The 25,387-nt window shown below is 64.9% G+C and carries 19 protein-coding genes and 1 riboswitch; of the genes, 13 read left to right on the top strand and 6 right to left on the bottom strand.

Annotated features, from left to right (window positions below; translation table 11 throughout):
* Window positions 1–44 precede the first annotated feature (44 nt).
* Window positions 45–2,333 (bottom strand): TonB-dependent receptor, encoded by a 2,289-nt coding sequence (locus AC3A43_RS00900; RefSeq protein WP_487790668.1) that lies wholly within the window; start codon window positions 2,331–2,333, stop codon window positions 45–47.
* 120 nt (window positions 2,334–2,453) lie between these two features.
* Between AC3A43_RS00900 and AC3A43_RS00895 the strand changes: the two genes are divergently transcribed.
* The 11 genes from AC3A43_RS00895 (at window position 2,454) to AC3A43_RS00845 (ending at window position 15,371) form a co-directional block, all read left to right on the top strand.
* Complete coding sequence (locus AC3A43_RS00895) at window positions 2,454–3,422, top strand: NAD(P)H-dependent flavin oxidoreductase (protein WP_487790667.1); 969 nt, start codon at window positions 2,454–2,456, stop codon at window positions 3,420–3,422.
* Window positions 3,419–4,915 (top strand): carotenoid oxygenase family protein, encoded by a 1,497-nt coding sequence (locus AC3A43_RS00890; RefSeq protein WP_487790666.1) that lies wholly within the window; start codon window positions 3,419–3,421, stop codon window positions 4,913–4,915. The genes AC3A43_RS00895 and AC3A43_RS00890 overlap by 4 nt, the downstream gene beginning before the upstream one ends.
* Window position 4,916: 1 nt before the next feature.
* A complete protein-coding gene (locus AC3A43_RS00885) occupies window positions 4,917–6,608 on the top strand; it encodes a class I adenylate-forming enzyme family protein (protein ID WP_487790665.1) in 1,692 nt (563 codons plus the stop codon).
* A gap of 1 nt (window position 6,609) precedes the next feature.
* A complete protein-coding gene (locus AC3A43_RS00880; protein WP_487790664.1) occupies window positions 6,610–7,839 on the top strand; it encodes an acetyl-CoA acetyltransferase in 1,230 nt (409 codons plus the stop codon).
* The gene (locus AC3A43_RS00875; protein WP_487790663.1) at window positions 7,823–9,004 is read left to right on the top strand and encodes an acetyl-CoA C-acyltransferase; all 1,182 of its coding nucleotides are present in this window, start codon (window positions 7,823–7,825) and stop codon (window positions 9,002–9,004) included. Before AC3A43_RS00880 ends, AC3A43_RS00875 begins: the two co-directional genes overlap by 17 nt.
* Before the next feature lie 209 nt (window positions 9,005–9,213).
* Window positions 9,214–9,434, top strand: a riboswitch (cobalamin riboswitch).
* 176 nt (window positions 9,435–9,610) lie between these two features.
* Complete coding sequence (locus AC3A43_RS00870) at window positions 9,611–11,455, top strand: TonB-dependent receptor plug domain-containing protein (protein ID WP_487790662.1); 1,845 nt, start codon at window positions 9,611–9,613, stop codon at window positions 11,453–11,455.
* Window positions 11,455–12,063: a cob(I)yrinic acid a,c-diamide adenosyltransferase gene (gene cobO, locus AC3A43_RS00865; protein WP_487790661.1), complete on the top strand. Its 609-nt coding sequence runs from the start codon at window positions 11,455–11,457 to the stop codon at window positions 12,061–12,063. The genes AC3A43_RS00870 and cobO overlap by 1 nt, the downstream gene beginning before the upstream one ends.
* A complete protein-coding gene (locus AC3A43_RS00860; protein ID WP_487790660.1) occupies window positions 12,063–12,917 on the top strand; it encodes an ABC transporter substrate-binding protein in 855 nt (284 codons plus the stop codon). The genes cobO and AC3A43_RS00860 overlap by 1 nt, the downstream gene beginning before the upstream one ends.
* Complete coding sequence (locus tag AC3A43_RS00855) at window positions 12,914–13,915, top strand: FecCD family ABC transporter permease (protein ID WP_487790659.1); 1,002 nt, start codon at window positions 12,914–12,916, stop codon at window positions 13,913–13,915. Before AC3A43_RS00860 ends, AC3A43_RS00855 begins: the two co-directional genes overlap by 4 nt.
* Window positions 13,909–14,682, top strand: coding sequence for an ABC transporter ATP-binding protein (locus AC3A43_RS00850; protein WP_487790658.1), 774 nt, complete (start codon window positions 13,909–13,911; stop codon window positions 14,680–14,682). The genes AC3A43_RS00855 and AC3A43_RS00850 overlap by 7 nt, the downstream gene beginning before the upstream one ends.
* On the top strand, window positions 14,646–15,371 hold the full coding sequence (locus AC3A43_RS00845; protein ID WP_487790657.1) for a phytanoyl-CoA dioxygenase family protein: 726 nt from the start codon (window positions 14,646–14,648) through the stop codon (window positions 15,369–15,371). The genes AC3A43_RS00850 and AC3A43_RS00845 overlap by 37 nt, the downstream gene beginning before the upstream one ends.
* Here AC3A43_RS00845 and AC3A43_RS00840 read toward each other — a convergent pair.
* Window positions 15,368–16,438: a cupin-like domain-containing protein gene (locus AC3A43_RS00840; protein ID WP_487790656.1), complete on the bottom strand. Its 1,071-nt coding sequence runs from the start codon at window positions 16,436–16,438 to the stop codon at window positions 15,368–15,370. The two genes, AC3A43_RS00845 and AC3A43_RS00840, sit on opposite strands and share 4 nt — an antisense overlap.
* The gene (locus tag AC3A43_RS00835; protein WP_487790655.1) at window positions 16,392–18,914 is read right to left on the bottom strand and encodes a family 20 glycosylhydrolase; all 2,523 of its coding nucleotides are present in this window, start codon (window positions 18,912–18,914) and stop codon (window positions 16,392–16,394) included. Before AC3A43_RS00835 ends, AC3A43_RS00840 begins: the two co-directional genes overlap by 47 nt.
* Window positions 18,915–19,044: 130 nt before the next feature.
* Between AC3A43_RS00835 and AC3A43_RS00830 the strand changes: the two genes are divergently transcribed.
* Window positions 19,045–20,091: a glycosyl hydrolase family 18 protein gene (locus AC3A43_RS00830; RefSeq protein WP_487790654.1), complete on the top strand. Its 1,047-nt coding sequence runs from the start codon at window positions 19,045–19,047 to the stop codon at window positions 20,089–20,091.
* A 99-nt stretch (window positions 20,092–20,190) separates the two neighbouring features.
* On the top strand, window positions 20,191–20,928 hold the full coding sequence (locus AC3A43_RS00825) for a GntR family transcriptional regulator (protein WP_487790653.1): 738 nt from the start codon (window positions 20,191–20,193) through the stop codon (window positions 20,926–20,928).
* Here the strand turns inward: AC3A43_RS00825 and AC3A43_RS00820 are convergent.
* Genes AC3A43_RS00820 through AC3A43_RS00810 form a run of 3 tightly spaced genes read right to left on the bottom strand, consistent with a single transcriptional unit; the run spans window position 20,917 to window position 25,372 of the window.
* Complete coding sequence (locus AC3A43_RS00820) at window positions 20,917–22,407, bottom strand: tryptophan halogenase family protein (protein WP_487790652.1); 1,491 nt, start codon at window positions 22,405–22,407, stop codon at window positions 20,917–20,919. The two genes, AC3A43_RS00825 and AC3A43_RS00820, sit on opposite strands and share 12 nt — an antisense overlap.
* Window positions 22,404–23,870, bottom strand: a complete 1,467-nt coding sequence (locus tag AC3A43_RS00815) for a tryptophan 7-halogenase (RefSeq protein WP_487790651.1) — start codon at window positions 23,868–23,870, stop codon at window positions 22,404–22,406. Before AC3A43_RS00815 ends, AC3A43_RS00820 begins: the two co-directional genes overlap by 4 nt.
* A complete protein-coding gene (locus AC3A43_RS00810) occupies window positions 23,867–25,372 on the bottom strand; it encodes a tryptophan halogenase family protein (RefSeq protein ID WP_487790650.1) in 1,506 nt (501 codons plus the stop codon). The genes AC3A43_RS00815 and AC3A43_RS00810 overlap by 4 nt, the downstream gene beginning before the upstream one ends.
* Window positions 25,373–25,387 lie beyond the last annotated feature (15 nt).

The following is a 25,387-nucleotide window of genomic DNA, read 5'->3' as shown; positions in this document are numbered from 1 at the left end:
ACCGGTGGCAGTAAGGAGAGCGGCGGGAACCGCCCTCCCCCGCATCAGAAGCGTCCGGTCAGTTGCACCGCGATCGTGCGCGGCCGATCGACGATACCGTTATAGGCATTGCCCGCGTTGCGCGTGATCGTCGTCGCGAGCGGCATCGAGCTGGCGGTCTGCAAAATCCGCTGGTTGGTGAGGTTGCGGCCGATCAGCGCGATTTCCCAGCGATCGTCGACCTGCGCCAGCGCCAGCCGCGCGCCGAGCTTCACATAACCGTCCTGATGCGTGCGCGGGTCGAGGTTCGCCGAGGCGATGTACGACGAGGAGAAGTCCGCGTTGACGTTGAACGCGACCTTCATGTCGGAGGTGACCGGGGTGGTATAGTCGAGATTGAGGTTGCCCGACCATTTGGGGCTGAGCGCGTTGCGCTTGCCCGAATAGTCGCAGAAGCCATTCGCGCCCGGCACCTGCAGATAATAGCATTGGCCATCGGTGAAATTGGTGAATTTGAAGTCGAGATAGGCGACCGCGCCACTGATCGTGAGCCCGTCGGCGATCGCCGCGCGGAAGTCGGCCTCGACGCCCTGGGTGGTCGCCGCGGCGGCATTGCGAACGTTGAAGTTCAGCGTGCCGTCGAAGATATTGACCTGAAGGTCCTTATATTTGGTCCGATAGAGCGACAGGTTGAAGGCAACGTTGCGGCCCTTATATTTCAGCCCCGCTTCGAAATTGTCGGCGCTTTCGTCCTCGAATTCAAATGCCCCCGGCTTTGCGACCGTCGTCGATCCCGGCAGCGAGTTCGAACGGATGTCGAAACCGCCGGCCTTGGTGCCCTTGGCATAGGAGGCATAGAGCATCAGATCGTCGGTCGCGTCGAACTGGACGTTGACCATCGGGTTGAAGCTGTCCTCGCTGATCTTGCCCGAGACGCTGTGCGCCTCGATGTTGAGCGCGCGGAACGTCGCCGCAACGACCAGTGGGTTGAAGGTGTTGAGCGGGCCGCGCACGATCGCGAGCGTTCGGCTGCCACTCTTCTTCTCGTGGTTGAAGCGCGCGCCGGCAGTGACGCGAAGCTGGTCGGTCAGCGCCAGCTCGCCCTGCGCAAAGCCGGAAATCAGGTCTGACTTCTGCGCATAGTCACGGTCGTTCCGCGTATCGCCGATCGCATTGAACGGCGCGCCAAGCGCGAGGAAGGTCGGGTTGAAGAGGGTAAAGTCCTGCACATCGAGCTTGGCATGCTGGTAATAGACGCCCGCGATATAATTGAACGTCTCTCCACCGGGCGACGCCAGCCGCAGTTCCTGTGAATATTGGCGATAATCTTCGCGCAGGTTCGTGCCGTCGAGGAAGCTGATGCCGGAGAAATCGACATCGACAATCTCGCGCGTCTTGTAGTCGAGAAGCGAGCTGACCGAGGTCAGCGTATGTTCGCCAATTTCGAGGTCGGCGTTAAGCGTCGCGCCGAACACCTTGTTTTTGCTTTCATAGCCATTGTCCGCGCGCACATAATCGGGCGTGGTGTCGACGAAGAACGGCCCCTGGAAGACGGTGTTGTAATTGCCCACCGCACCGAACACGTCGCGCGGCTGACCCTTTGTTTCGAAGTCGGCATATTCGAGCTTGAGTTCGGCGGCGAAGGGGCCGCCGCGATCGAACTCCAGCTTGCCGCGGAAATATTTCTCGTCGACGTTCGGTTCGTCGCGGTCGAGCTTTGTGTTGTAGAAATAGCCATCCATCGTCCGGTAATAACCGACGACGCGCGCCTCGACGCCTTCGGTCAGCGGACCCGACAAGACGCCGGTCAGCTGGAATTCCTTGTGGTTGAATTCATAAAGCCCGCTGACCGAGCCTTCGAATTCGTCGGTGGGGCTGCGCGTGGTGATGTTCACGGCACCCGCGATCGCATTCTTGCCGAACAAGGTCGGTTGCGGCCCGCGCAGCACCTCGACGCGTTCCATGTCGATCAGCGGCAGGCGCGAGAGCTGGTCGCGGCCGTAATAGACGCCGTCGACGAACATCGCGACCGACTGTTCGAAGCCCTTGTTGTCGCCCGAGGCGATGCCGCGGATCGCGATGCGGTTGGCAATCGCCGTCTGGGTAATCTTGAGGTTGGGGACCGACGACGAAATCTGTTCAAGGTTGGTCTGACCATAATTTTCGATCTGCTTGCCGCTGATCGCCGAGATCGAAATCGGAACGTCCGACAGGCCCTCCGCGCGCTTCTGCGCGGTGACGATGATTTCCTCAAGTCCGCCCTGTTCTTCGGCCGGAGCCGCGTCCTGCGCGAATGCGATACCGGGGCTGGCGAGTGCCGACGCAGCGAGCAGCGCAACAAAATTTCTGTTCATAGGATCCTCCCACGCATCATCGTCTTGGCGACCACCGCCCGCGATGTTTTTCTTGCCTTGCGAGTCATAAGGGCTTTAAGTATCGTTATGCAAGTCAGATAATTTGAGAGAGGAAACACCTTGCCGGGACACGGCCTTCCACCTGCACTGACGCGCAATTTGCGCCTGCCCGCAATCGCCGCACCGATGTTCCTGGTGTCGGGTCCGGAGATGGTGATCGCCGCATCGCGGTCGGGCGTGATCGGCAGCTTCCCTGCCCCCAATGCGCGCACGTCGGCCGATCTGGAGGAGTGGGTGAGCCGGATCGACGCGGCGCTGTCGAACGATCCCGAGGCTGCGGCATGGGCGGTCAACCTGGTTGTCCATCCGTCGAACAGCCGGCTTCCCGACGACCTTGCGTGCGTCGTGCGCCACAAGGTGCCGCTCGTCATTACCGCGCTCGGCAGTCCGGCGCGGGTGGTCGAAGACATACACTCCTACGGCGGGCTCGTCTTCGCCGACGTCAATTCGGTCGGCTTTGCGCGCAAGGCGGCAGCCGCCGGGGTCGACGGCCTTGTGCTCGTCGCCGCGGGCGCGGGCGGACATACCGGCGCGACGGCGGGCTTTGCGTTCGTCGAGGAGGTGCGGCAGTTCTGGGATGGTCCGCTCGTGCTTGGCGGGGCGATCTCGACCGGGCATGCGGTGCGCGCGGCCGAGATATTGGGCGCCGACTTTGCCTATCTGGGGACGTCGCTGATCGCGTGCACCGAGAGCATGGCGGTACCGGGCTATAAGGATATGGTCGTCGCCGCGGGGGCCGAGGACATCGTGCCTTCCAAAGGCATCACCGGTGTGACCGCCAACTGGTTGAAATCGAGCCTGATCGCCGCGGGGTATGATCCCGCCAATATGCCCGAGGACAAGCGCCCGAACTTTTCGGATGCGCAGGACGACGCGAAGGCGTGGAAGAATGTCTGGTCTGCCGGGCAAGGCGTCGGCGCGGTGCGCGGCGTCGAACCTGTCGCGGCCATCGTCGATCGCCTTGTGAAAGAATATGATGCGGCCGCCGCGCGGCCGCGCTTTGCACCTGCCGAAGGAGTCATTGCATGACCGCCCAGCTTGTCGAGACGATAGAAACCACGATCCAGCCGAACGACCATCCCTATATGAAGGGCGCCTGGCGGCCGACGTTCAACGAATGGAACGCGATCTTCGCCAATGGCGATGCCGAGGTGATCGGGACGATCCCCGACGATATCGACGGCGTGTACGTCCGCACCGGCGAGAATCAGATTCACGAACCGATCGGCCGCTATCATCCGTTCGACGGCGACGGGTTCATCCATGCGATCAGTTTCAAGGACGGCCGCGCGAGCTATCGCAGCCGCTTCGTGCGTACCAAGGGGTTCGAGGCAGAGAAGGAGGCCGGCCGCTCGCTGTGGGCGGGGCTGATGGAGCCGCCACACAAGTCGACGCGCCCCGGCTGGGGCGCGCAGGAGTGGCTCAAGGATTCGTCGTCAACCGACGTCGCGATTCATGCAGGCAAGATCATCTCGACCTTCTACCAGTGCGGCGAAGCGTACCGGCTCGACCCCTTCACGCTCGAGCAGCATGGCACCGAAAGCTGGGTGCCGCTCGACGGCATTTCTGCGCATTGCAAGGTCGACCTCGCGACCGGAGAATTGATGTTTTTCAATTACTCGAAGCACGCACCTTACATGCATTATGGCGTTGTCGGGGCGGACAACAAGCTCAAGCATTATATCCCGGTGCCGCTCGCCGGGCCGCGCCTGCCGCACGATATGGCGTTCACGAAGAATTACACGATCCTCAACGATATGCCGCTCTATTGGAACGAAGAGCTGCTCGAAAAGCGCCTGCATGTCGTGCAGTTCCATCCCGACGAGAAGACGCGCTTCGCGATCATTCCGCGGCACGGGCAGCCCGAGGATATCCGTTGGTTCGAGGCCGAACCCACCTACACGCTCCACTGGCTGAACGCGTGGGAAGAAGGCGACGAGATCATCCTCGACGGCTATTATCAGGAAGAGCCGATGCCGAAATCCTATCCGAACGCGCCTGAGGGGCTCGAGCGAATGATGGCGTATCTCGATCAGGGGCTGCTCAAGCCGCGGCTCCATCGCTGGCGCTTCAACCTGGTTACCGGCGAGACGGTGGAAGAGCGGCTCGACGACCGCGATCTTGAGTTCGGGATGTTCAATCACCGCTATGCCGGCAAGCCCTATCGCTATGCTTACAGCGCGATCCCCGAGCCCGGCTGGTTCCTGTTCCGCGGGCTCGTCAAGCACGACCTCGATGCACGGACGAGCGAATCCTATGAATTCGGCCCCGGCCGTTTTGGCAGCGAGGCGCCGTTTGCGCCGCGGATCGATGCGAAGGACGAGGATGACGGCTATCTCGTCTCCTTCATCGCCGACCTTGAAACCGACACGTCCGAATGCGTGTTGATCGACGCGAAAAATATCGCGGCGGGGCCGGTGTGCCGGATCATCCTGCCCGAGCGCATCTGTTCGGGGACGCACACCGTGTGGGCGAGCGGCGACGATATCGGGATGGCCGAAAACAGCGTGCTGGCTGCCTGATATGATCGCGGCGGGCGAGGATAAACGGCAACAGCATCGGGCGAGCGGCTGGTGGGGTGACAAGACGTTCGCCGATCTGTTTGCAGCCAATGCGGCAAAACACCCGGAGCGACTCGCGCTCGTCGACGCGCCGAACCGCGCGGACTTTGCGTTCGGCGAACCGCCGCGGTTGAATTACGCCGAGTTGGCGGCGGAGATCGACCGCCTCGCCGGCGCGCTCGTCACCGCCGGGATCGGCAAGGACGATGTGCTGCTCGTCCAGCTTCCGAACATCAGCGAGTTCGTCGCACTCTATTTCGCCGCGGCAAAGATCGGCGCGATCGTCAGCCCGGCGGCGGTGCAATATCGCAGCCATGAGCTGAAGGGCATGATCGGCGTCGTCGAGCCCAAAGCCTTCGTCTGCGCGACGACGGTCAAAGGTTGCGACCATATCGGCGTCGCGGCGCCGTTGCTCGATGGCATCCAATTGATGACCTTCGGCCCCAATCCGCCCGCCGGCGCGCTCGATCTGTCGGCTGCCACGGGCGACGAAGCCGCGCTCGCGGCGCATGTCGCGGCGACCCCGGTCGATGCCGACGATATTTTCACCATCTGCTGGACTTCGGGCACCACCGGGGTGCCCAAGGGCGTACCGCGCAGCCACAATCACTGGATCGCGGTCGCCGGCGCGGGTTATGAGGCGATGAAGGTCGGGCCGGGCGACGTGTTGCTCAATCCCTTCCCGCTCATCAACATGGCGAGCATCGGCGGGATTACGATGTGCTGGCTGACCAGCGCGGGAACGATGGTGCTGCATCATCCTTTCGATCCCGGCATCTACCTCAAGCAGATCGCGACCGAGCGGCCGAGCCTGACGATCGCGCCGCCCGCGGTGCTCAACATGCTGCTGCAGAATGAAGCGTTGCTGGCGTCGGTCGACCTGTCGAGCCTGCGCGTCATTGCGTCGGGATCGGCGCCGCTCGCCCCCGCGATGGTGCGCGGCTTTCAGGAAAAGCTCGGCATCATCATCGTCAATGTCTTCGGATCGAATGAGGGGATGAGCTTCATCACCGGCGAGGGCGATATGCCCGACCCCGACAAGCGCGCCAGCCTGTTCCCGCGCCGCGGCACGTACCAGCGGCCCTATGGCGAGGGCCGCGCGCATAATATCGAAAGCCGGCTCGTCCCGCCCGGCGGCGGCGATGCGATCGAGGCGGACAGTGTGTCGGGCGAACTCCAGATTCGCGGACCGACCTTGTTCGAGGGCTATCACAACGCGCCCGAACGCACCGCCGAAGCCTTTACCGACGACGGCTGGTTCCGCACCGGCGACCTGTTCGAGATTGCCGAGGGCGGCGATTTCTACCGCTTTGTCGGGCGCTGCAAGGATCTGATCATCCGCGGCGGGGTCAATATCTCGCCCGAGGAAATCGACCAGCTGCTCGGCGGGCATCCGTTGCTCGCCGAGGCGTGCGTATTTTCGCTGCCCGACCCGACGATGGGCGAGCGCATCGGACTCGCCTATGTGCCGCGCGGCGCCGACGATGTCGGGGTTGGCGAAGTGGCTGACTATCTTCGCGAACAAGATCTCGCGGTGTTCAAATTGCCCGAGCGATTGTTCCGCTTCGACGCATTGCCGCGCAACGTCACCAACAAGGTGATGCGCAGCGAGGTGCGCGAGATGGCGCTCGCGACTTTGGAAAAGGAAGCCTGATATGGCGAAGGACGTCTTCATTCTCGGCGGTGCGCAGAGCGATTTTGCGCGCAATATGGAGCGCGAGGGCGGCGGGTTGTTCGAGCTGTTCCGCGACGTCGCCGAAGCCGCTTTCGCCGCGACGGGGATCGAGCCCAAAGAGGTCGAGACCGCGCACGTCGGCAATTTCGTCGGCGAATTGTTTGCCGGACAAGGCCAGCTCGGCGGCTTCTTCGGCCATGTCCATCCCGACCTTGCGGGCATCCCCGCGTCACGGCACGAGGCCGCCTGCGCGTCGGGGAGCATCGCGATCCTCGCTGCGGCGGCCGAAATCGAGGCCGAGCGTTACGGCCTCGCGCTGGTGCTCGGCATCGAACTGATGCGCAATGTTCCGGGCCAGCGCGCGGCCGAATATCTCGGCGCCGCCGCATGGGCGGGGCGCGAGGCGCAGGAGGCGCGATATTTGTGGCCCTGGATGTTCGCCCGCGTCGCCGAGGAATATGACGAGCGCTTCGGGCTCGACCGCGCGCATCTGCGCGGGATTTCGGCGAATAATTTCGCCAATGCCAAGAAGAATCCCAATTCGCAGACGCGCGGCTGGGCGGTCACGGGGGATCATCTGGGGGAGAATGACGAGGTCAATCCGCTGATCGAGGGCAGCTTGCGCAAATCCGATTGCGGGCAGGTCACCGACGGGGCCGCCGCCATCTTCCTCGCCTCGCGCGCGGTGGCCGAGGCCTATGCCAAGCGGCGCGGGATTTCGATCGACAGCATTCCGCGAATCAAGGGCTGGGGCCATTCGACTGCCCCCCTGCTCTATTCGACCAAGGTCGCGGGCAGCCGCGGCGAGCCTTATGTCTTCCCGAGCGTGCGCAAGGCGATGATGGATGCGCTGCGCCGCGCCGAGATGCCCGACGTCTATGCGTGCGACGGCGTCGAGGTGCACGACTGCTTCTCGATCACCGAATATATGGCGATCGACCATTTCGGGATCACCCCGCCGGGCGAAAGCTGGCGCGCGGTCGAGGATGGCACGATTGCGCTGGGCGGTAAGCTGCCGGTCAATCCGTCGGGAGGCCTCATCGGCCTTGGCCATCCGGTCGGCGCGACGGGGGTGCGGATGCTGCTCGACAGCTGGCGGCAGGTGACCGGCAATGCCGGGGACTATCAGGTCGAGGGCGCAAGGAATTTTGCGACCTTTAACGTCGGCGGCAGCGCGACCACGGCGGTCAGCTTTGTCGTCGGCGTCTGATCTTTTGAACGTCTATCTCTACGACGCCGTGCGTACACCGCGCGGCAAGGCGCGGCCCGATGGGGGGCTGGCGGGGCTGAGCCCGCAGGAATTGATACGCCAGCAAGTGGCGGCGCTTGCGGCGCGCTGCGGCGAGATCGCGACGACGCCCGATACGCTGCTGCTCGGCTGCGTCACGCAGAGCGGCGCTCAGGGCGGGCATATTGCGATGTTGGCGAAGCTGCATGCCGGGCTGCCCGACACCACGGCGGCGCACAGCATCAACAATTATTGCGCGTCGGGGCTGTCGGCGATCGGTCAGGCGGTCGCCAAGGTCGCGAGCGGCGAAGCGACACACATCCTCGCGGGCGGGGTTGAGTCGATGAGCGGCGCGCCGTTTCTCGGTGATCGCGCGAGCTTCTATACGAATGACGAATTGCCCCCGCGTGCGCGCTTCGTCCCGCCGGTGCTCGCTGCCGACCGTTTGGCAAATGCCGAAGGCATGAGCCGCGCCGAACTGGACATCGTCGCGCTCGCCTCGCAGCAAAAAGCGGGCGCGGCCGAAGGCGATGCCGCGCTTCAGAAATCGCGGATCGCGACGGGGCCGCTGGCCGGCGAAGAGTGTATCCGGCCGCAAACGACGGCCGAATCGCTTGCCGCCGCACTGCCTGCGTTCGGCGAGTTGCAACAGCAATATGCGGGCGCGCTCGAAGGCGCGACCTTCAAACCGCTGCATAGCATCGCCCATGCGCCGCCGATCTGCGACGGTGCGGGGCTGGCGCTCGTCGGCGCCGAGGGGCTGGGCCCTGCCCCCCGCGCTCGCGTGATCGCCTTTGCGGAAAGCGGCGGCGATCCGGCGGCATCGCTGACCGCGGGGTTTGCCGCGATGGACAAGGTGCTGACGCGCGCGGGGCTGACGTTCGCCGATCTCGACCGGATCGAGTTTATGGAAGCCTTTGCCGTCACCATCGCCAAATTCCTGCGCGACCGTGACGCCGACCCGGCTCGCGTCAATGTGAGCGGTGGCCATCTGGCCAAGGGGCATCCGATGGGGGCGAGCGGCGCGATCCTGACCTCGACCCTGCTCGACGCGCTCGATGCATGCGGCGGTCGATACGGGCTGGTTGTCCTGACGGGTGCGATGGGCGTCGGCGCGGCTATGGTTGTCGAGCGGATGGCGGCCTGAAACCAATCCTCCCTGTGGCGAAGCCATGGGGAGGTGGCAGCTAGAAGAGCTGAGCGAGGGGCCATGGAGCGAGCGTTGCTGCCCCTCCACCACGCCCTTCGGGCGCGGTCCCCCTCCCCATGGCGTCGCCACAGGGAGGATCACCCCCAAAGCAAATCCCGATTGCGCAAAACCGCCATTCCGCTATGGGCGGCGCGTGCGGGGTTCGCCCTGCGCATGATCGCACCGGTGCCCGAAAGGGCTTAAAATGGGAACGCGGTAACGGGGTTCTTGCCGAACCCCCGAAGCCGAGGCTGTCCCTGCAACTGTAAGCGGCGAGCGAGATGCACCTTCCGGATTTCGGTCCGGACAGCCACTGGGGAAACCTGGGAAGGCGTGCATCGAGCCCTGACCCGTGAGCCAGGAGACCTGCCGGCGTGGGTCGCTCAATGCCAAGGCCCAGGGAAAGGCCGCGGCACGGAAATTCCGTCGAGCGACGACCAAGCGGCTGGAGCCGCTTCGGTGCCGGGGTTGCAGGCTTTTACGCCACTTGCGACCTCAGCATCGGTCGATCGCGCACGCGTTTCGGCAGGCTCCGCCTTCGTTGCCGGCGTGCGGGGTTTTTCCATGTTGAAATTTGCGACTATTTCCTTGTTGGCACTGGCGATCGCAACGCCGGCCTTTGCCCAAACCGCCGATGATATCGTCGTCACCGCATCAGGCATCGAACAACCCCGCGACGAAGTCGGCCAGGCCATCACGGTCATCGATGCCGCGACAATCGAAAAGCGTCAGACGGTCGACGTCGTCGACCTGCTTGCCACCACCCCCGGCGTGCGGTTTAGCCGCACGGGCAGCACCGGCTCCGCCGCCGGCGTATCGCTGCGCGGTGCGGAGACGACGCAAACGCTGGTGCTGATCGACGGCGTGAAGGTCAACGATCCAAGCGGCATCGGCGACGGATATGATTTCGGCCATCTGCTGACCGGCAACATCAGCCGGATCGAGGTGCTGCGCGGTTCGAACTCTGTCGTGCATGGCAGCCAGGCGATTGGCGGCGTCATCAGCTTGGTGACCGCGACGCCGGCCGACGGCTTTGCGGCCAATGCCTCGGCCGAATATGGCTATAGCGACACGCTCACCGCCAAGGCCGATATGTCGGGCACCGCCGGCGCCGTGTCAGGCGGAATTGGCGGCGCCTATTTGCGTACCGACGGTATTTCATCGGCCGCGGTCGGGACGGAAAAGGACGGATACAAGAATTTCGCCGGAAATGCGCGATTGAAGATCGCGTTCAGCGATGCGCTGAGCCTCGACCTGCGCGGCTATTACATCAACGCCGACCTTGATTATGACAGCTTCTTCGGCGCGCCCGCTGACAGCCCCGACGTCGCGAAGCTCGACCAGTATGTCGGCTATGCGGGGCTGAACCTTGGCCTGTTCGACGGCCGCTTTACCAGCCGCGCGGCGGTAACCTGGCTGCGTAACGACCGCGACTATTATTTCGTTCGCGGCACCGCGCCCGACTATGGTTATTCGGGTACCAATCTGCGCTTCGAATATCAGGGTGTCGTCACGCCGGTCGAACAGGCGAAGCTGATCTTCGGATATGAACACGAGCGCCCCGATTATGATTTCTTCGGCTTTGGATCGACCGACAGCCAGCGCGCTAACATCGACAGCGTCTATGCACTGGGGATCGTCCAGCCGTTCGCCGGCCTGTCGGTAACCGGCGGTATCCGCCACGACGACCATAGCCAGTTCGGGGGGGCGACGACGCTTGGCGCGAACGCCAACTATTCGCCCAACGACGGCGCGACGAGCTTCCGGCTGAGCTATGGCGAAGGCTTCAAGGCGCCGTCGCTCTATCAACTGTACGACAGCTTCAGCGGCAATAGCGCGCTGCGCCCCGAGCGGTCGAAAAGCTATGATTTCGGCATCGACCAGAGCCTTGCCGAAGGGCGCGCGCTGATTTCGCTCACCGCCTTTCTGCGCAACACGACCGACCAGATCAATTATGACAATGCCACCTTCACCTATGGCAATATCGACCGCACGCGGGCCAAGGGCGTCGAAGCGATGCTGGCCCTGCGGCCCGTCGATGCGTTGAATGTCACCGCGTCGTACAGCTATATCGACGCGCGCGACCGGTCGGGGCGCCCGGCGTTCGACGGCAAACGCCTGCCGCGCCGCGCCGAACATGCGGTCAGCCTGTCGGCCGACTATGACTGGTCGTTCGGCCTCTCGACCGGCGCGACGCTGACCATGGTCGGAGATAGTTTCGACGATGCGGCAAATGCTGTGCGGCTCGATGGCTATGCGCTGGCGGGCATCCGTGCTTCGTTACCCATAGGCCGGAATTTCGAGGTTTACGGCCGCGTCGATAATCTGTTCGACGCCGATTATGCGACCGCCTTCAATTACGGCACCTATGGCCGCGCGGCCTATGGCGGCGTGCGGGCGCGCTTCTGATGAAAGCGCGCACCGACGCCGAACATGCGGCGAAAATGAAGAAGATCCAGGCCGCGCAGAACAAGAAGGTCGCTGCAAAGACGGTCGAAAAGGGGCTGCTGATCGTTCATACCGGCCCCGGCAAGGGCAAGACGTCGGCGGCGCTTGGCATGGCAATCCGCGCGATCGGTCACGACATGAAGGTCGGCGTTGTCCAGTTCGTGAAGGGCGCGATGGCGACGGGCGAAAAAGCGGTGTTCGACCGCTTCCCCGACCTGATCGAATTCAAGCCGATGGGTGAAGGCTTTACGTGGGACACGCAGGACCGCAGCCGCGATATCGCGGTGGCGCGCACCGCGTGGGACGAGGTCAAACGGATGATAGCCGATCCGAGCTATGCGATGGTGATCGCCGACGAACTCAATATCGTGCTGCGCTATGACTATCTGCCCGTCGATGAGGTGCTCGAAGCGATCAAGGGGAAGCCGCATATGACGCACGTCATCATTACCGGCCGCAACGCGCCGCCGGGACTGATCGATGCGGCCGATCTGGTGACCGAGATGGCGCAGGTGAAGCACCCGTTCCGCGAGCAGAATGTGAAAGCGCAGAAGGGGATCGAATTCTGATGCAACGGCGCGGGCTGTTGGCGCTTGCAGCGCTGGTCGGGGGCGCGGGTGCGTTGTGGGCTGCGTCCACCGCTCCTCCGGCGAAGGCACCGGCCGTTCCGCAGCGCATCGTGTCGATAAACCTGTGCGCCGACCAGCTTGTGCTCGCGCTCGCCGACCGCAGCCAGATTTCGGGGCTGACGCATAATGCGACCGATACCGAAATGTCGGGCGAAGCGGCGAAAGCACGGGGGCTGCCTTTGCTCAGTAATTCCGCCGAGCAGATATTGGCGATCGAACCCGACCTGATCGTCGGCATGCCCGCGAGCCGCAGCGCAGCGCTCCGTGCGCTGCCCGAGCAAAGCTACCCGCTGCTAGACCTGGACACGGCGAACACCCTCGACGAAATCTATGCGTCGCTCCGCCAAACCGCCGTCGCCGTCGGCCATCCCGCGCGCGGTACCGCGTTGATTGCGCGGATGCAGAGCGAACTTGCAGGGTTGCCCAAGCCGGGCAAAGGGCGCGTTGCGGCCTATTACCAGCGGCGCGGCTATATGACCGGGACCGGCACGCTGATCGACGAGCTGATGGCGCGCGTCGGCCTCGTCAACCTCGCGGGCAAGCTCGGCAAGCCGCCGCTGTCGCAGCTCAGCCTCGAAGAGATGGTCGCGGCCCAGCCCGATTATCTGATCGTCGAGAGCGCGACCGACAAGGTCACCGATCAGGGGAGCGAAATGCTGCATCACCCGGCGCTCAAGGACATTCCGCGCATCAGCGTGCCGCAGGCGTGGACCGTATGCGGCAGCCCCGCTTACACAGCGGCGGCGCGCAGCATGGCGGGGCAGATCGCGCGCCTCGAGGGCAAAACTTCATGAGCCGCTTCCCCCTTCCCCGCTGGTCGCTGGTTGCTGCATTGGCGACGCTGACGCTGGTGGCCGCAGTCGCGTCGCTGTTGTTCGGCGCGGTCGACCTGTCGGTCGCGCGTCTCGCCGATGCCGCGATGGGCAGTAACGACAAAGTCGCATCGATCATCCTCTTTGACCTTCGCTTGCCGCGCACTATCCTCGCGCTCGCGGTTGGTGCGATGCTCGGGCTCGCGGGGGCGGCGTTGCAGGGCTATCTGCGCAATCCGCTCGCCGAACCCTCGGTGCTCGGCACGTCGAACGCCGCGGCGCTCGGCGGCGTGGCGGCGATCTATTTCGGGCTGGCCGAAATCCATCCGATCATATTGCCGGTGCTTGCTACGGGCGGCGCGCTCCTGTCGCTTGCGTTGCTGTTCGTGCTCGCGGGCAAGGCTGAGAGCCCGCTGACGCTGATCCTTGCCGGGATTGCGGTCGGGACGCTGGCGGTGGCGGGAACGAGCCTCGCGCTCAACCTGTCACCGAACCCTTTTGCGGCGATGGAGATCATGACCTGGCTGCTCGGCAGCCTCGAAAACCGGTCGTTCGACCATGTGTGGATCGCGCTGCCGTGCGTCGCGATCGGGACCGCGATGCTGTTGTGGGACGGCCGGGCGCTCGATGCGCTGACGCTGGGCGAGGATGCGGCGCAGGCCTTGGGAACCGATCTGCGCAAAACACGGTTGCGGCTGCTCGTTGGGACCGCGATCGGGGTCGGCGGCGCGGTCGCGGTGTCGGGCGCGATCGGTTTTGTCGGGCTGATCGTGCCGCACCTGATCCGCCCGCTGACCGACCGCAGCCCGTCGGCGATCCTGTTGCCCTCGGCGATTGGCGGGGCAGCGCTACTGACGCTCGCCGACCTCGGCGTAAGGATCATCCCGGCGACGAACGAGCTGAAGCTGGGGGTGGTCACCGCCTTCCTCGGGGTGCCGGTCTTCCTTGTTCATTTGATGCGGGAGCGACGGCTATGGTGACCCTCACCCTCGATCATGTGGGCGTGACACTCGGCCGCCGCGCGGTGGTGCACGATGTCAGCGCCGAATTTGGCGCTGGGACGCTGACCGGAATCGTCGGCCCGAATGGCGCGGGCAAATCGACGCTCGCGCGCGCGATGCTCGCGCTGGTGCCGGCGAGCGGCTCGGTGCGCGTCGATGGGGTCGATGCGGCGGCGATGCCGCGCGGCGAACTGGCACGGCGGATCGCCTATTTGCCGCAAGGGCAGAGTTTGCACTGGCCGCTGACGGTCGAGCGGCTCGTCGGGCTGGGACGCCTGCCGCACCTCGCGCCGATGTCGCGGATTGCCGACGCCGACAGGGCGGCGATCGAGCGGGCGATGGATCGCGCCGACGTGCTGGACCTGCGCGACCGGATCGCGACCGAGCTATCGGGCGGCGAGCGCGCGCGCGTATTGTTTGCACGGGCGCTGGCGGTCGAAGCGCCCGCGCTGATCGCCGACGAGCCGCTCGCGAGCCTCGATCCGGGGCATCAGATCGACGTGATGGAGATGTTGCGCGGTGAGGCGGCGGGCGGGGCGCTGGTGATCGCGGTGCTCCACGACCTGACGCTTGCGGCACGCTATTGCAGCCGACTGCTGCTGATCGACGAAGGGCGTATCGTCGCCGACGGCACACCGGCCGAGGTGCTCACCGCCGAGCGGCTTCGCATGGTCTATGGTATAGACGCGCGCGTCGAGACCGATGGCGAATGGCCGACGGTCACCTTGTTCGGGCGGGCGCGGTGACCGACGAAAAGCTCTTTGCCGAACAGGGTTATGCGGCGGTGCCGCTGTTGGAACCGGAACTGGTCCGCGCGGCGCTGGCCGATATCGCCGAACATGTCGACCGTGTGTCGCGCGCGCTCTACCTGCCCTTCGAACTGAGCTGTCCCGACGCGCCGCCGAGCGAGCGGATCGACCGGGTCTATACGCACGAGCGCAGCGTCGCGAATTTGCTGCGTGTCGCGGTATGCACCGATGCGCATCGCGGGCCGCGATTGCAGGCGCTCGTCCATGATCCGCGGCTGATAACGGCGGCAGAGCAGCTCGGCGGTCGCAAATTGTCGGGCACCATCGCGCGCGTCCGCGCCAGCATCGCCTGCTTTCCCGAGCATCGCCATGCCTGGCACAGCGATGTTGCGCGCGACGATGGCACCGGATGCGGCAAGGTCGTGGTGACGGCATGGATCCCGCTGAGCGATGCCGGCCCGGAGCGCGGCGGGCTGGAGATTGCGGCGGGGCGCCAGCCGGCACCGCTTGCAAGCGAGGGCGACGACGGGTTCGAAATCCCCGAATGGCGGCTCGCGGGCCTGCCGCGCGTCCAGCCCGAATGCCCGGCGGGGACGCTAATGTTTCTCGACCGGTTCACGCCGCACCGCACCTTGCCGGCACGCGCGACGCGCTTCGCGCTCGTGGTTTGGATGAAGGCGGCCTAGCCGCTCCCACCGCTGCGGCACATGCCGACGATATAGTCGATGATCATCCGGTCGCGCTGCGGCGACGGCGGACCGAGCACGCCCTGCGCGTGCGGCGGCAGATGGTCGACTGCGCCCTTGGCTTCGTCGCCGAAGACATAATGCTCGAACCAGGTGCGCCATGCCTGACGCTCACTGTCGGGCAGTTCGCGGATCGAATGCATCGCAAGCATCAGCGCAGCGAAGGGAAAGCGGTCGGGGCGCTGACCGAACCAGTAGTTGACGAGCACATTGAGCGCGCCGTCCGAGCGCACATGGTGCCACCACATCGGCGGCATGTAGATGGCATCGCCGGGTGCGAGATCGGCGATGCGCTTGTGGCGTTCGGCCTCGGCATAGAGCGGATAGCGCGCATGGTCGGGATGGTCGGGATCGACCATGCTCGTCGGCTGCCCCGCGATCGTGCGCTCGACCGGACCGACATAGAGGTTCGCGATTTGCGCGGGCGGAAACAAGGTGAAGCGCCGCCGTCCCGCGACGACGACCGCGATGTTCGCAGCCATATCGTAGTGCGGCGCGATGCGGCTGTTGTTGCCAACCCAGATGCGCGGGTCGACGCCCGTGTCGATCGGCAGCGGGTTTTCCGCGGCGAAGCTTGCGACGCTCTCGGGCGTCGGGGTCGATCCGGCATAGAGGCTGGGTGCGTCGGCCGTATCGCGAAACGCGAGCAGCCGTTCGACAAGCACCGCCATCGGCATTTTCTCGCTGCGGAAGTTCACCCCGCGCATGTCGTCGGAATAGAAATAGCGCCCGCCGGTTTCAGGCGCGCCGACAAGCACGGTCAGCGGCTTGCCATTGTCGCGTGCGGCAAGATAGTCGGCGATCGCCTCGTCGCCTTCGCGCGCGGCGGCGACGGCGGGCCAGTCAGCTGCGATACCGCGGATGATAGCCGGGCGATCGGCCGCTGCGACGGCGCGCGCTATGCCGTCGTGATCTTTGCCATCCAGTTCGTCCAACACCCCCACGGCGATCCCCTGCCCCCTACCGGGCAGGTTCGACCCGAACCGTCCGGCTGGCACGCTTGCCATCGGCCGAACGGCTGCGCAGGTCGACCGCTCCGCTGACCGCCACCGGCCCGGCATAGCGCGTCCATGCGCCATCGCCGATACGATATTCGATTGCGGTGCCGGGGAACATGCTGTTCGCCTCGAGTCTGCCGTTTGCGATGCGTGCGCCCGGGGGAGCGACGCGATAGGCGACGCCGATCCTTTCGAGCGTCGGGAACTGCGCAGCGGCGCGGCCGGCAAAATCCTGCCAGCCCGTTTTCAGCCGCGCAGCGTCAATGCGTTTGTCGCCCCATTCATAGCTGGCCCCTGCCTGATAGGCCGGGGTCCATGGTGCCGGGCTCCACGCGCGCTCGGCGAGCGCGAGCAGGCGCGGGAAAAGCATGTAATCGACCTGCGCGTCGGTGCGGATCGTCTCGCTCCACAATTGCGCCTGCAGGCCCGCGACGCGGTGGCCCGGTTGCAGGACGGGCTTGTCCTCGATCGATTTACCCTCGGCATAGATGTTGCGGATCGTCGCAGCGTTGGCGGGCAGGTTATCGGGCATGAAGCCGAAGACCTGATAGGGATCGACTGCGCGCGAGGCCCAGTCATAGCCGCCTTCGTCGGGATGCGGCGCATAGGGCATGTCAAAATAGCCAAGGTCGGGGATCGACAGCACGACGTCCCAGCCGCGGTTCAGCTGGTCGTGCGCCTCGCGGATCGCGCCGGTGTGGAGCACGCCCCAGATGTTCGTCTGGACCTTCTTCGGCATCGCGGCGGTTTCGGTATGCCCCATGCCGTCGCTCCAGCCCCCGGCATCGAGCCCTTTCGCGGCAAGGCTCTTGCTGACCCGTTCGATAAAGCGCGGCGTGAGCTTGCCAGCATCGCCGCCATTTTCGGCGATCATCGCCTTGCACGCGGGCGAATTGACCCACGCGCCGGCGGTCTCGTCGGCGCCAAGGTGGAAGGTCTTGAGCGGCGCGCCCGCCTGTTTGTGCATGGCCTCGAGCGCATCGACGACGGTGTCGACGAAGCGATAGGTCGCGGGCAGGCAGACGTTCAGCGTGTTGTCGCTGTAATTCTGGATGCTGCGATATTCGGTCGTGTCGGCGGGGTCGATCAGGCGGTATTGCTCTGCTTCGGCCTTCTTGCCTGCCGCGGTCAGGCGGGTGTGGCGGACCTCCATCGCCTTGATCGCGGCGCGGCTGTGGCCGGGCATGTCGATCGACGGGATGACCTCGATCTGTCGCGCTGCTGCGGCCTGTACGATTGCGACATAGTCGGCGACACTGAGGTAGCCGTTGACCCCGCTCGTGCCGTCGGGACCGGCGCCGAGTTGCGGCAGGATGCAGGTGGTTTCGCCCGGATCGTGGCAGCGTTTCGACCCGATCTCGGCGAGTTCGGGCAACGCCGGTATCTCGATGCGCCAGCCTTCGTCCTCGGCGAGATGGAGGTGCAATTTGTTGAGCTTATAGGTCGCCATCGCCTCGACGAGCTTCAATATCTCGTCGCGGCCGTGGAAGTTGCGGCCCAAATCGATGTGCAGACCGCGGAAGCCATATTCGGGGGCATCCTCGACGTGGAGTGGCGCGAGCTTGCCCTTCTCGAACGCCGCCTGTTGCGCGAGCGAGCGCAGTGCGTGGCTCGCGCCTGCGGCATCGTGCGCGGTGATAGTGATGCCCGACGGTTTGGCGTCGAGGATATATCCCTCAGCCTTGGTGGCGCGAGCGGGGTCGATGCGGATCGTCAACGGCAGTGTACCGTCCTCAGGCGCGCCGAGCGCCGCCAGCGCGGGCGCGATAGCAGCGCGTTCGATGCCACTCAGCGCCAGGGCGACGCCGCCGGCCAGATCGACCGGCTTGCCCTTCCCCTGCTCTGCTTTCGCAGGCTTCGGCAGGATCACCACTCCGGTCGCTTCGGGCGCCAACCGCTCGGCCTGCGCGGCGAAGGCGCGCTCGGCGGTCAGCCAGCGCGTCTTGTCGGCGTCGCTCTTGGTTACCAGCTTCGCCTCGTCGGTCATCGGCGCGACGAAGGGCAGAATTTCGAGGCCCGTCTCGGCATCGATCACCGCGCGCGTCGCCGCGATGGTGCGCGGCTTCAGGCCATCGGCAACCAGATAGGCGTTGGGCATGCCGAACGCTTTGGAGAAATTCGATCCGACGCCCCACAGCTTGATTTCGTGGGTCGCGCCGGGACGCAGCCTGGCGCCGGGCTTCAGCACCAGTTGCTGCACGTCGCCATTGACGAGCCGGTGGGTGAAAATGTCGCTTTCGACCAGTGGCAGCCGGTTGACGAAGCTGAAATAGAGCGAAAGCCCCGTAGTCGGCACGTCGCGCGGCAGCGTTTCGGGCAGGGTTAGCGTGATCGTCGACAGGAAACAGGCATCGATCCCCGGGGGACATGCCGGGCGATTATCGACCATGGTGAGCCGGTAGCCGAGCGTGTCGGCAAGACGGTCGAGCGAGGCCTGCGACGGCTTTTCGGCCGCAAGCGCCTGGGGCGCGGCCAGTGCCGCCATTGCCATTGCCGTCCAACCCACAGCCCGCATCATTTTTCTCCCGCTCGACAATTTGTATCTAATTTGTCATGCAGTCGCGGGCGGGTCAACGCCTTTCGGATTCGACGGAATTGAGAGGGTAAACGGCAAAATGACAGATATTCGTGCTTTTCGCTTCATCGCATCGATCCTGATTGGTTTTACATTAGTATTGTCGACTACCTCGACCGCTGCGCAGCACCGGCGCCCCGTTTTGGTCGGCTATCTCGCGGCATTCAAGGGGCTCGACATGTCGATAGAGCGCACGGATCTGTCAGCATTTACCCATTATAATCTGTCGTTCGCCAATCCCGACAGCGAAGGACGCTTCGTCCGCGACGGGCGGATGACGTGCATGGGCGATGAGACCGGCGAGAATATGTCGGTCGAGGCGCTGCGCAAGACCGTCGCGCGATTGCAGGCGGGCGGCGCCAAGGTGCTGATCTCGACCGCGGGCGGCGTGATTCCCGGCTGTTCGGGGGACTGGAAAGCGCTGCTTGCGCCCGAACGGCGCGCTGCGACGGTCGCGGCATTGGTCGAATTGGCCGATACGCTGGGGCTCGACGGAGTCGACATCGATATCGAAGGACAGTTGCTGACCGAGATCGATCACGCGGGAGATTATACGCCGTCCATTCAAGCGCTGTCCGCAGCGATGGCCGAGCGCGGCAAGCTGTTGACCTGCGCGACCGCTTCCTATGAGGGTGGGATGATCCCGGTCAGTTCGATCCCCTATTTCGACCTCGTCAACGTGATGTCCTATGACGCCATCGGGCCAAGCTGGGGTCAGCCGGGCGCCGAACATTCGACCCTTGCGATGGCGGAGCGCGATCTCGACTTGTGGCTGGCCCGCGGTGTCGCTCCAGATCGTCTCGTTCTCGGCGTCCCCTTTTACGGTTATGGCTTCGGCGGCGAAAAGGCGAATTGGTCCTATCGCGATCTCGCCGCCGCACATGGCAAAGATGCGACCAATACCGATGTCGTCGGCGACCGGTGCGCCGGGTGCCGTTACATCACGCACAACAGTCCCGCGACGATCGAAAAAAAATCGCGCCTTGCCGCCGAAAAGGCGGGCGGCGTGATGGTGTGGGAGCTATCGCAGGATACCGCCGACCATGCCCTGACGAAGGCGATCCGTCGCGGGTTCTTGCGCGAATAAATCGCAACAAGGTTGACGCAAAGATACCAATGCAACACATGCTGCGCTAAGGCTGGTATTATCGCCGGCACGCCGACGCAATCAAGTGGAGCATCGTCCTTGTCATTGATCGAACGCGTGGGTCCGCTCCAGAAGGACGACCCCACTCCGCTCTACCTGCAATTGCAGAAGATCCTGCGCGACGCGATCGAAGGGCAGTTGGTGAAAGCCGAAGAAGCGATCCCCACCGAGCGCGATCTGGCCGAGGAATTCGAGGTATCGCGCATAACCGTGCGCAAGGCGATCGACGGCCTCGTCGCCGACGGCATCGTCACGCGGCGCCGCGGCGCGGGCACCTTCGTCACGCGGCCGCGCGTCGAGAAGAGCTTTTCCAAACTGACCTCCTTTTCGGAGGATATGAAGTCGCGGGGGCGCAAGCCGACGAGCAAATGGGTCAGCAAGACGGCGGGCGCGGTAACGCCAGAGGAAGCCTTGTCGCTCGGGCTGTCACCGGGGTCGCTCGTGTATCGGTTCCACCGCATCCGTTACGCCGACGACACGTCGATGGCGCTCGAATATGCGACGATCCCGGCCTATTGCCTGCCGTCGGTCGAGGCGGTCGGAGCGTCGCTTTACGAGGCGCTGGAGACGGCAGGGCACCTGCCCGTGCGCGCGTTGCAGCGCCTGCGCGCGGTCGCTTTTACCGCAGAACAGGCCGGGGTTCTGGGGATCGAGGCGGGAACGCCCGGCCTGTTTATCGAACGGCGCGGGTTCCTGTCCGACGGGCGTACCGCCGAATTCACCCAAAGCTATTATCGCGGCGACGCCTATGACGTCGTCGCCGAGCTAAACGGCTAGGCTGCGCAGGAATTCGACGTGCGGCGGCAGCTCGGCGAGCTGCTCCGCCACGCGGCCACGCAATGTCGCGAGGCGCGAGGCAAGTTCCTCGGCGGAGAGGCTGTCGGCAATCGGGTGCCAGCTTTGCGGCCGCACCCCCTGCCCCGTCAGCACCGCGTACCAGTTCGTAGGGCCAAAAAGATCGCCGGGCTCGAACAGGATGTTTCCGGTCGCACGGAACGCCTCGATGCGCTCGGCTAGGCTGTCGGGCATTCCCGCTGCCGCGATATCGCGCCAGAAGGGCGTGTCGTCGCGGCCCGCGAGGGCGTAATGCGCGATCACGAAATCGCGGATCGTCCGATATTCGTGGAGCGCGTCGCGATTGAAGCGCGCAACGACATGCGGATCGATCGCATCGCGCGGCAGCAGCGCGAGCAACCGGATGATCGTCGTCTGGATCAGGTGGATCGACGTCGATTCGAGCGGTTCGAGGAAACCGCCCGCCAGCCCGATCGCGACGCAATTGCGGTTCCATATCGCTTTGCGATGCCCGGCAGTGAAGCGCAGCCGGTTGGCATCGGCGAGCGCCGCGCCGGGAAGGCGGGACCGCAGCAACCCCTCGGCCTCATCATGCTCCAGATGCGCGCTGGAATAGACATAGCCATTGCCGTCGCGATGCTGGAGCGGGATGCGCCATTGCCATCCCGCCTCGCGCGCGGTCGAGCGCGTGAAGGGCGACGGGTCACCCTCGCCTTCGGAGGGCATCGCAACCGCGCTGTCGCACGGCAGCCAGTGGCTCCATTCAGCGTAGCCTGTGTTCAGTGCGCCTTCGATCAGCAGCCCGCGGAAGCCCGAGCAATCGATGAACAGATCGCCCTCGATCGTGCGGCCGTCCTCCATCGCGATGGACATGATGAAGCCATCTTCGGGATCGAGGCGGACGTCGGCAACCTTCCCCTCGATCCGAACCACGCCTTTTTCTTCCGCATAGGTGCGGAGATAGCGCGCGTAAGCGGCCGCATCGAAATGGACCGCATGATGCACCGGCCCATGGCGCGTCGCGGGTGCAAAGCGGTCGTCGCGCGCGGCCATCGTCTCCAGATTATAGGGGCCATGATCGGGATCGCCGCCCGCCGCGAGATGACGCAGCCAGAAATGGTGGAAATGGATTCCCGACATTTCGATACCGAGATAGCCGAAGGGGTGGAAATAGCGGTGACCTTCGCCCCCCCAACCGTCGAACTGGATGCCGAGCTTGATCGTGCCATGCGTCGCGCGCAGGAACTCGGCCTGATTCAACCCCAGATAGCGGTTGAATTCGTGGATCGGCGGCACCGTCGCCTCGCCGACCCCGACCGTGCCGATTGCTTCGGATTCGACGAGCGTGATCGCGTGCGGTTGTCCCGACAGCGCGCGGCCGAGCGCCGCTGCGGTCATCCAGCCGGCGCTGCCGCCGCCGACGATGACGATGCGCCGGATCGGTCGCTGTCGCGCGCTCACCTGCGCATCCGCTGCAGCGCATCGGCATGCGTTTCCATGCCGTGCACATCGCTAGCGACAGCGCGAAGCTGGCGCTGGAATTCGGCCATCAGCGCCTGATCCTCGACAAGCAGCGCCTGCGGGTCGAAGCTGCGCGGGACCACGCCATGCCCGGCCATGACAAGCGCCCAGCTGTCCTCGACATGCGCCTCATGATTGAAATGCGCGAACATGCCGCGCGCGGCAAAGAGGTCGATCTTGGACGCGAGTTCGGGGGAGATGGGCGCAATGCGCGCGGCGTCCCATAAGGGCTCGCCGGCGCGGGCGTTGAGGCGAAAATGCTGCGCGGTGAAGTCGGAGACACGCGCCCAGGCACCGGCAATTTCCTCATTATAGATATCGGCCTCGAGCATCGCCGCGCGATCGATCGGCCATAGCAGGACGAGCTGCGCGATCGCGAGCTGGAGCAGCAGCAGTTCGCCGCCGTCCAGCGCGGGCGCCGCGCCTGCTGCCGGGCCGACCGCCACGACATTACCGGCCCAGGGGCGCGGGCGCACGGCCGCGTCAAGCGGCGTGGGCGGAAGGACATCGACCGCTCTCCCGACCATCGCCGCCAGTGCGGCGGGCGCGTCGGCGTCGGGCAACAACCGGCTGTCATAAGCAAACTCGATCGCGGTGCGGTCCGACAAGGGGATCATCGCGAGCCACCCGGACGGATGCGCCGTGACCCGGCTATAAAGCGGCAGCGGATCGAAGACGGGCGCCGAGCCGCGGATCATTCGGTCGCAGAGGGCAGCTTTAGCAACGGAGCCATCGGGATCGAGTGCGGCGATCAGAATGCCATCTGCATCGATGAAAAGGTCCGCGTCCAACGGCTCGCCATCGGCAAGATCGATGCGGTCGAGCCGTCCGCCACTTGCATGTAAGACCGCGTCGGCGCCGCGAACGATACGGATATCGCCGCGCTCGCAGGCCCGGCGGAGCAGCCGCGCATAACCGGCGGCGTCGAGATGCCATCCCTGCTTGACCGCCTGTCGCGTCGCGGCGGCGCGCGGCGCGCCTGTGCGCCCCTGTTTGGCCGCGACCGCCGCGAGGCAGAAATCCTCCAGCCCGACACCCAGCCCGGCCTGGCGCGCGCGCGTCCAGTGCTGCACGAAAGGAAGCGAGGCAAAAGGGCTTCCCGCATCGCCATAGGCATGAAGGAAAGCGCCATCGTCCCCCGACCATCCGGCGAATTGCTGCCCCATGTTGACCGTCGCGGCGGCGTCCGCGATCAGCGCGGCCTCATCGATGCCCAGCAGACGGTGAAAGGTCGCCAGATCGGGCGGTGCGATCAGCGCCGCGTGCGGTTCGGGCACCACGCCGGTATCGACCCAGACGACATCGGTCCCGAGCCGCGCGAAGGCGCGGGAGACCGCAAGCGCCGCCATCGCCGCCGCGACACCCCCGCCGTAAACGACGACCCGCTGTATCGAATTCGTCATGGAGCGGGCGCCGGGCAATAATGCGCGATGAAATCGGCGTGCGACGGCACCGTCCCCGCTGCGTCGGCGATCGTTGCCGCGAGGTTCTGCAATCGTTCGTTCACCGTTGCGGCGGGCAGCACGTCCGCCAGCCGGTCGGCGGCAAGCGGATCGATCCCCTGCCCTACGAACACCGCTTGCCAGCTCGGCGGGCCGAACAGCCCGTCGCGATAGGCCTGGACATGACCGCGGTGGCGAAAACGCTCGATCTTGCCCGCCAGCGTGTCGGGCACGGCCATCGCGGTGACGCGCTCCCAAAGCGGCGCGTCGGCTTCGTTGGCGACATAATGGAGGATCAGGAAGTCACGGATGCGGTCATATTCGACGTCCATCACGCGGTTCAGTTCAGCCCGAAGCGCGGGATCGATCGTGCGTTCGGACGGCATCAGCGTCAGCATGTGCATGATCGCCATCTGGACGAGATAGATGCTCGTCGATTCCAGTGGTTCGAGGAAGCCGCCGGCGAGACCCATGCCGATGCAGTTGTTCGCCCAGGCCTTTTGACGCTTGCCCGCCTTGAAACGCAGTACGCGCGGTTCGGCGAGCGCCTCTCCGTCGAGATTGGCGAGCAAGGTTGCTGCCGCCTCGTCGTCCGAAATATCGGCGCTCGAATAGACATAGCCGTTGCCGGTGCGGTGCTGGAGCGGAATCCGCCATTGCCAGCCGGCCTTGCGCCGCGTCGAACGCGTATAGGGCGTGAAATCGGCGGAACGTGCCGAGGGCACCGCCTGCGCGCTGTCGCAAGGCAGCCAGTGCGACCAGTCCTCCAGATCGACCCCGAGCGGTCCGCCGAGAAGCAGCGATCGGAAGCCCGAGCAGTCGATGAACAGATCGCCCGCGATGCGCGTGCCCGACGCGAGCTTGACCGCCGCAATGTCGCCGGTCTCGCCATTTTGTTCGACCTCGACGATGCGCCCTTCGACACGCTCGATCCCGCGCGCCTCGGCCCATCCGCGCAAATAGCGGGCATAGAGGAAGGCATCGAGGTGATAGGCATAGGCAAAGGCATTGCGGACATCCGCCCCGTCGCCATTTGGCAGCATGAAACGGTTCTGCAGTGCGGTGACGATCGGGAAGCAATAGTCGGATAGCGGCGCCGCGGTTCCGCCACGAAACGCGCGGATCCAGTAGCTGAAGAAATCAGCCTCGCCAATGGGGCGGCCAAAGGTGCCGAAGGGGTGGATATAGCGGTCGCCCTCGCGCCCCCAGTTCACGAATTCGATACCGAGCTTGAAGCTCGCTTGCGTGGCCTTCATGAACTCGACTTCGTCGAGCCCGAGGAAGTCGTTGAAATCCTTCATCTGCGGCAGTGTCGCTTCGCCGACACCGACGGTCCCGATCTCTTCGGATTCGACGAGGCGGACACGGAAACGTGCCCGATCGAGCTTCGCCGCGCACGCCGCGGCACACATCCAGCCGGCGGTCCCGCCGCCAACGATCACCAGTTCGAACCTATCCCCCATATCGGGTCAGCCTAG

This window comes from Sphingopyxis sp. Soil_C_28, assembly GCF_057657055.1.
The sequence above is the reverse complement of the archived record's forward strand: the minus strand, read 5'-3'. Positions and strand labels throughout refer to the sequence as shown.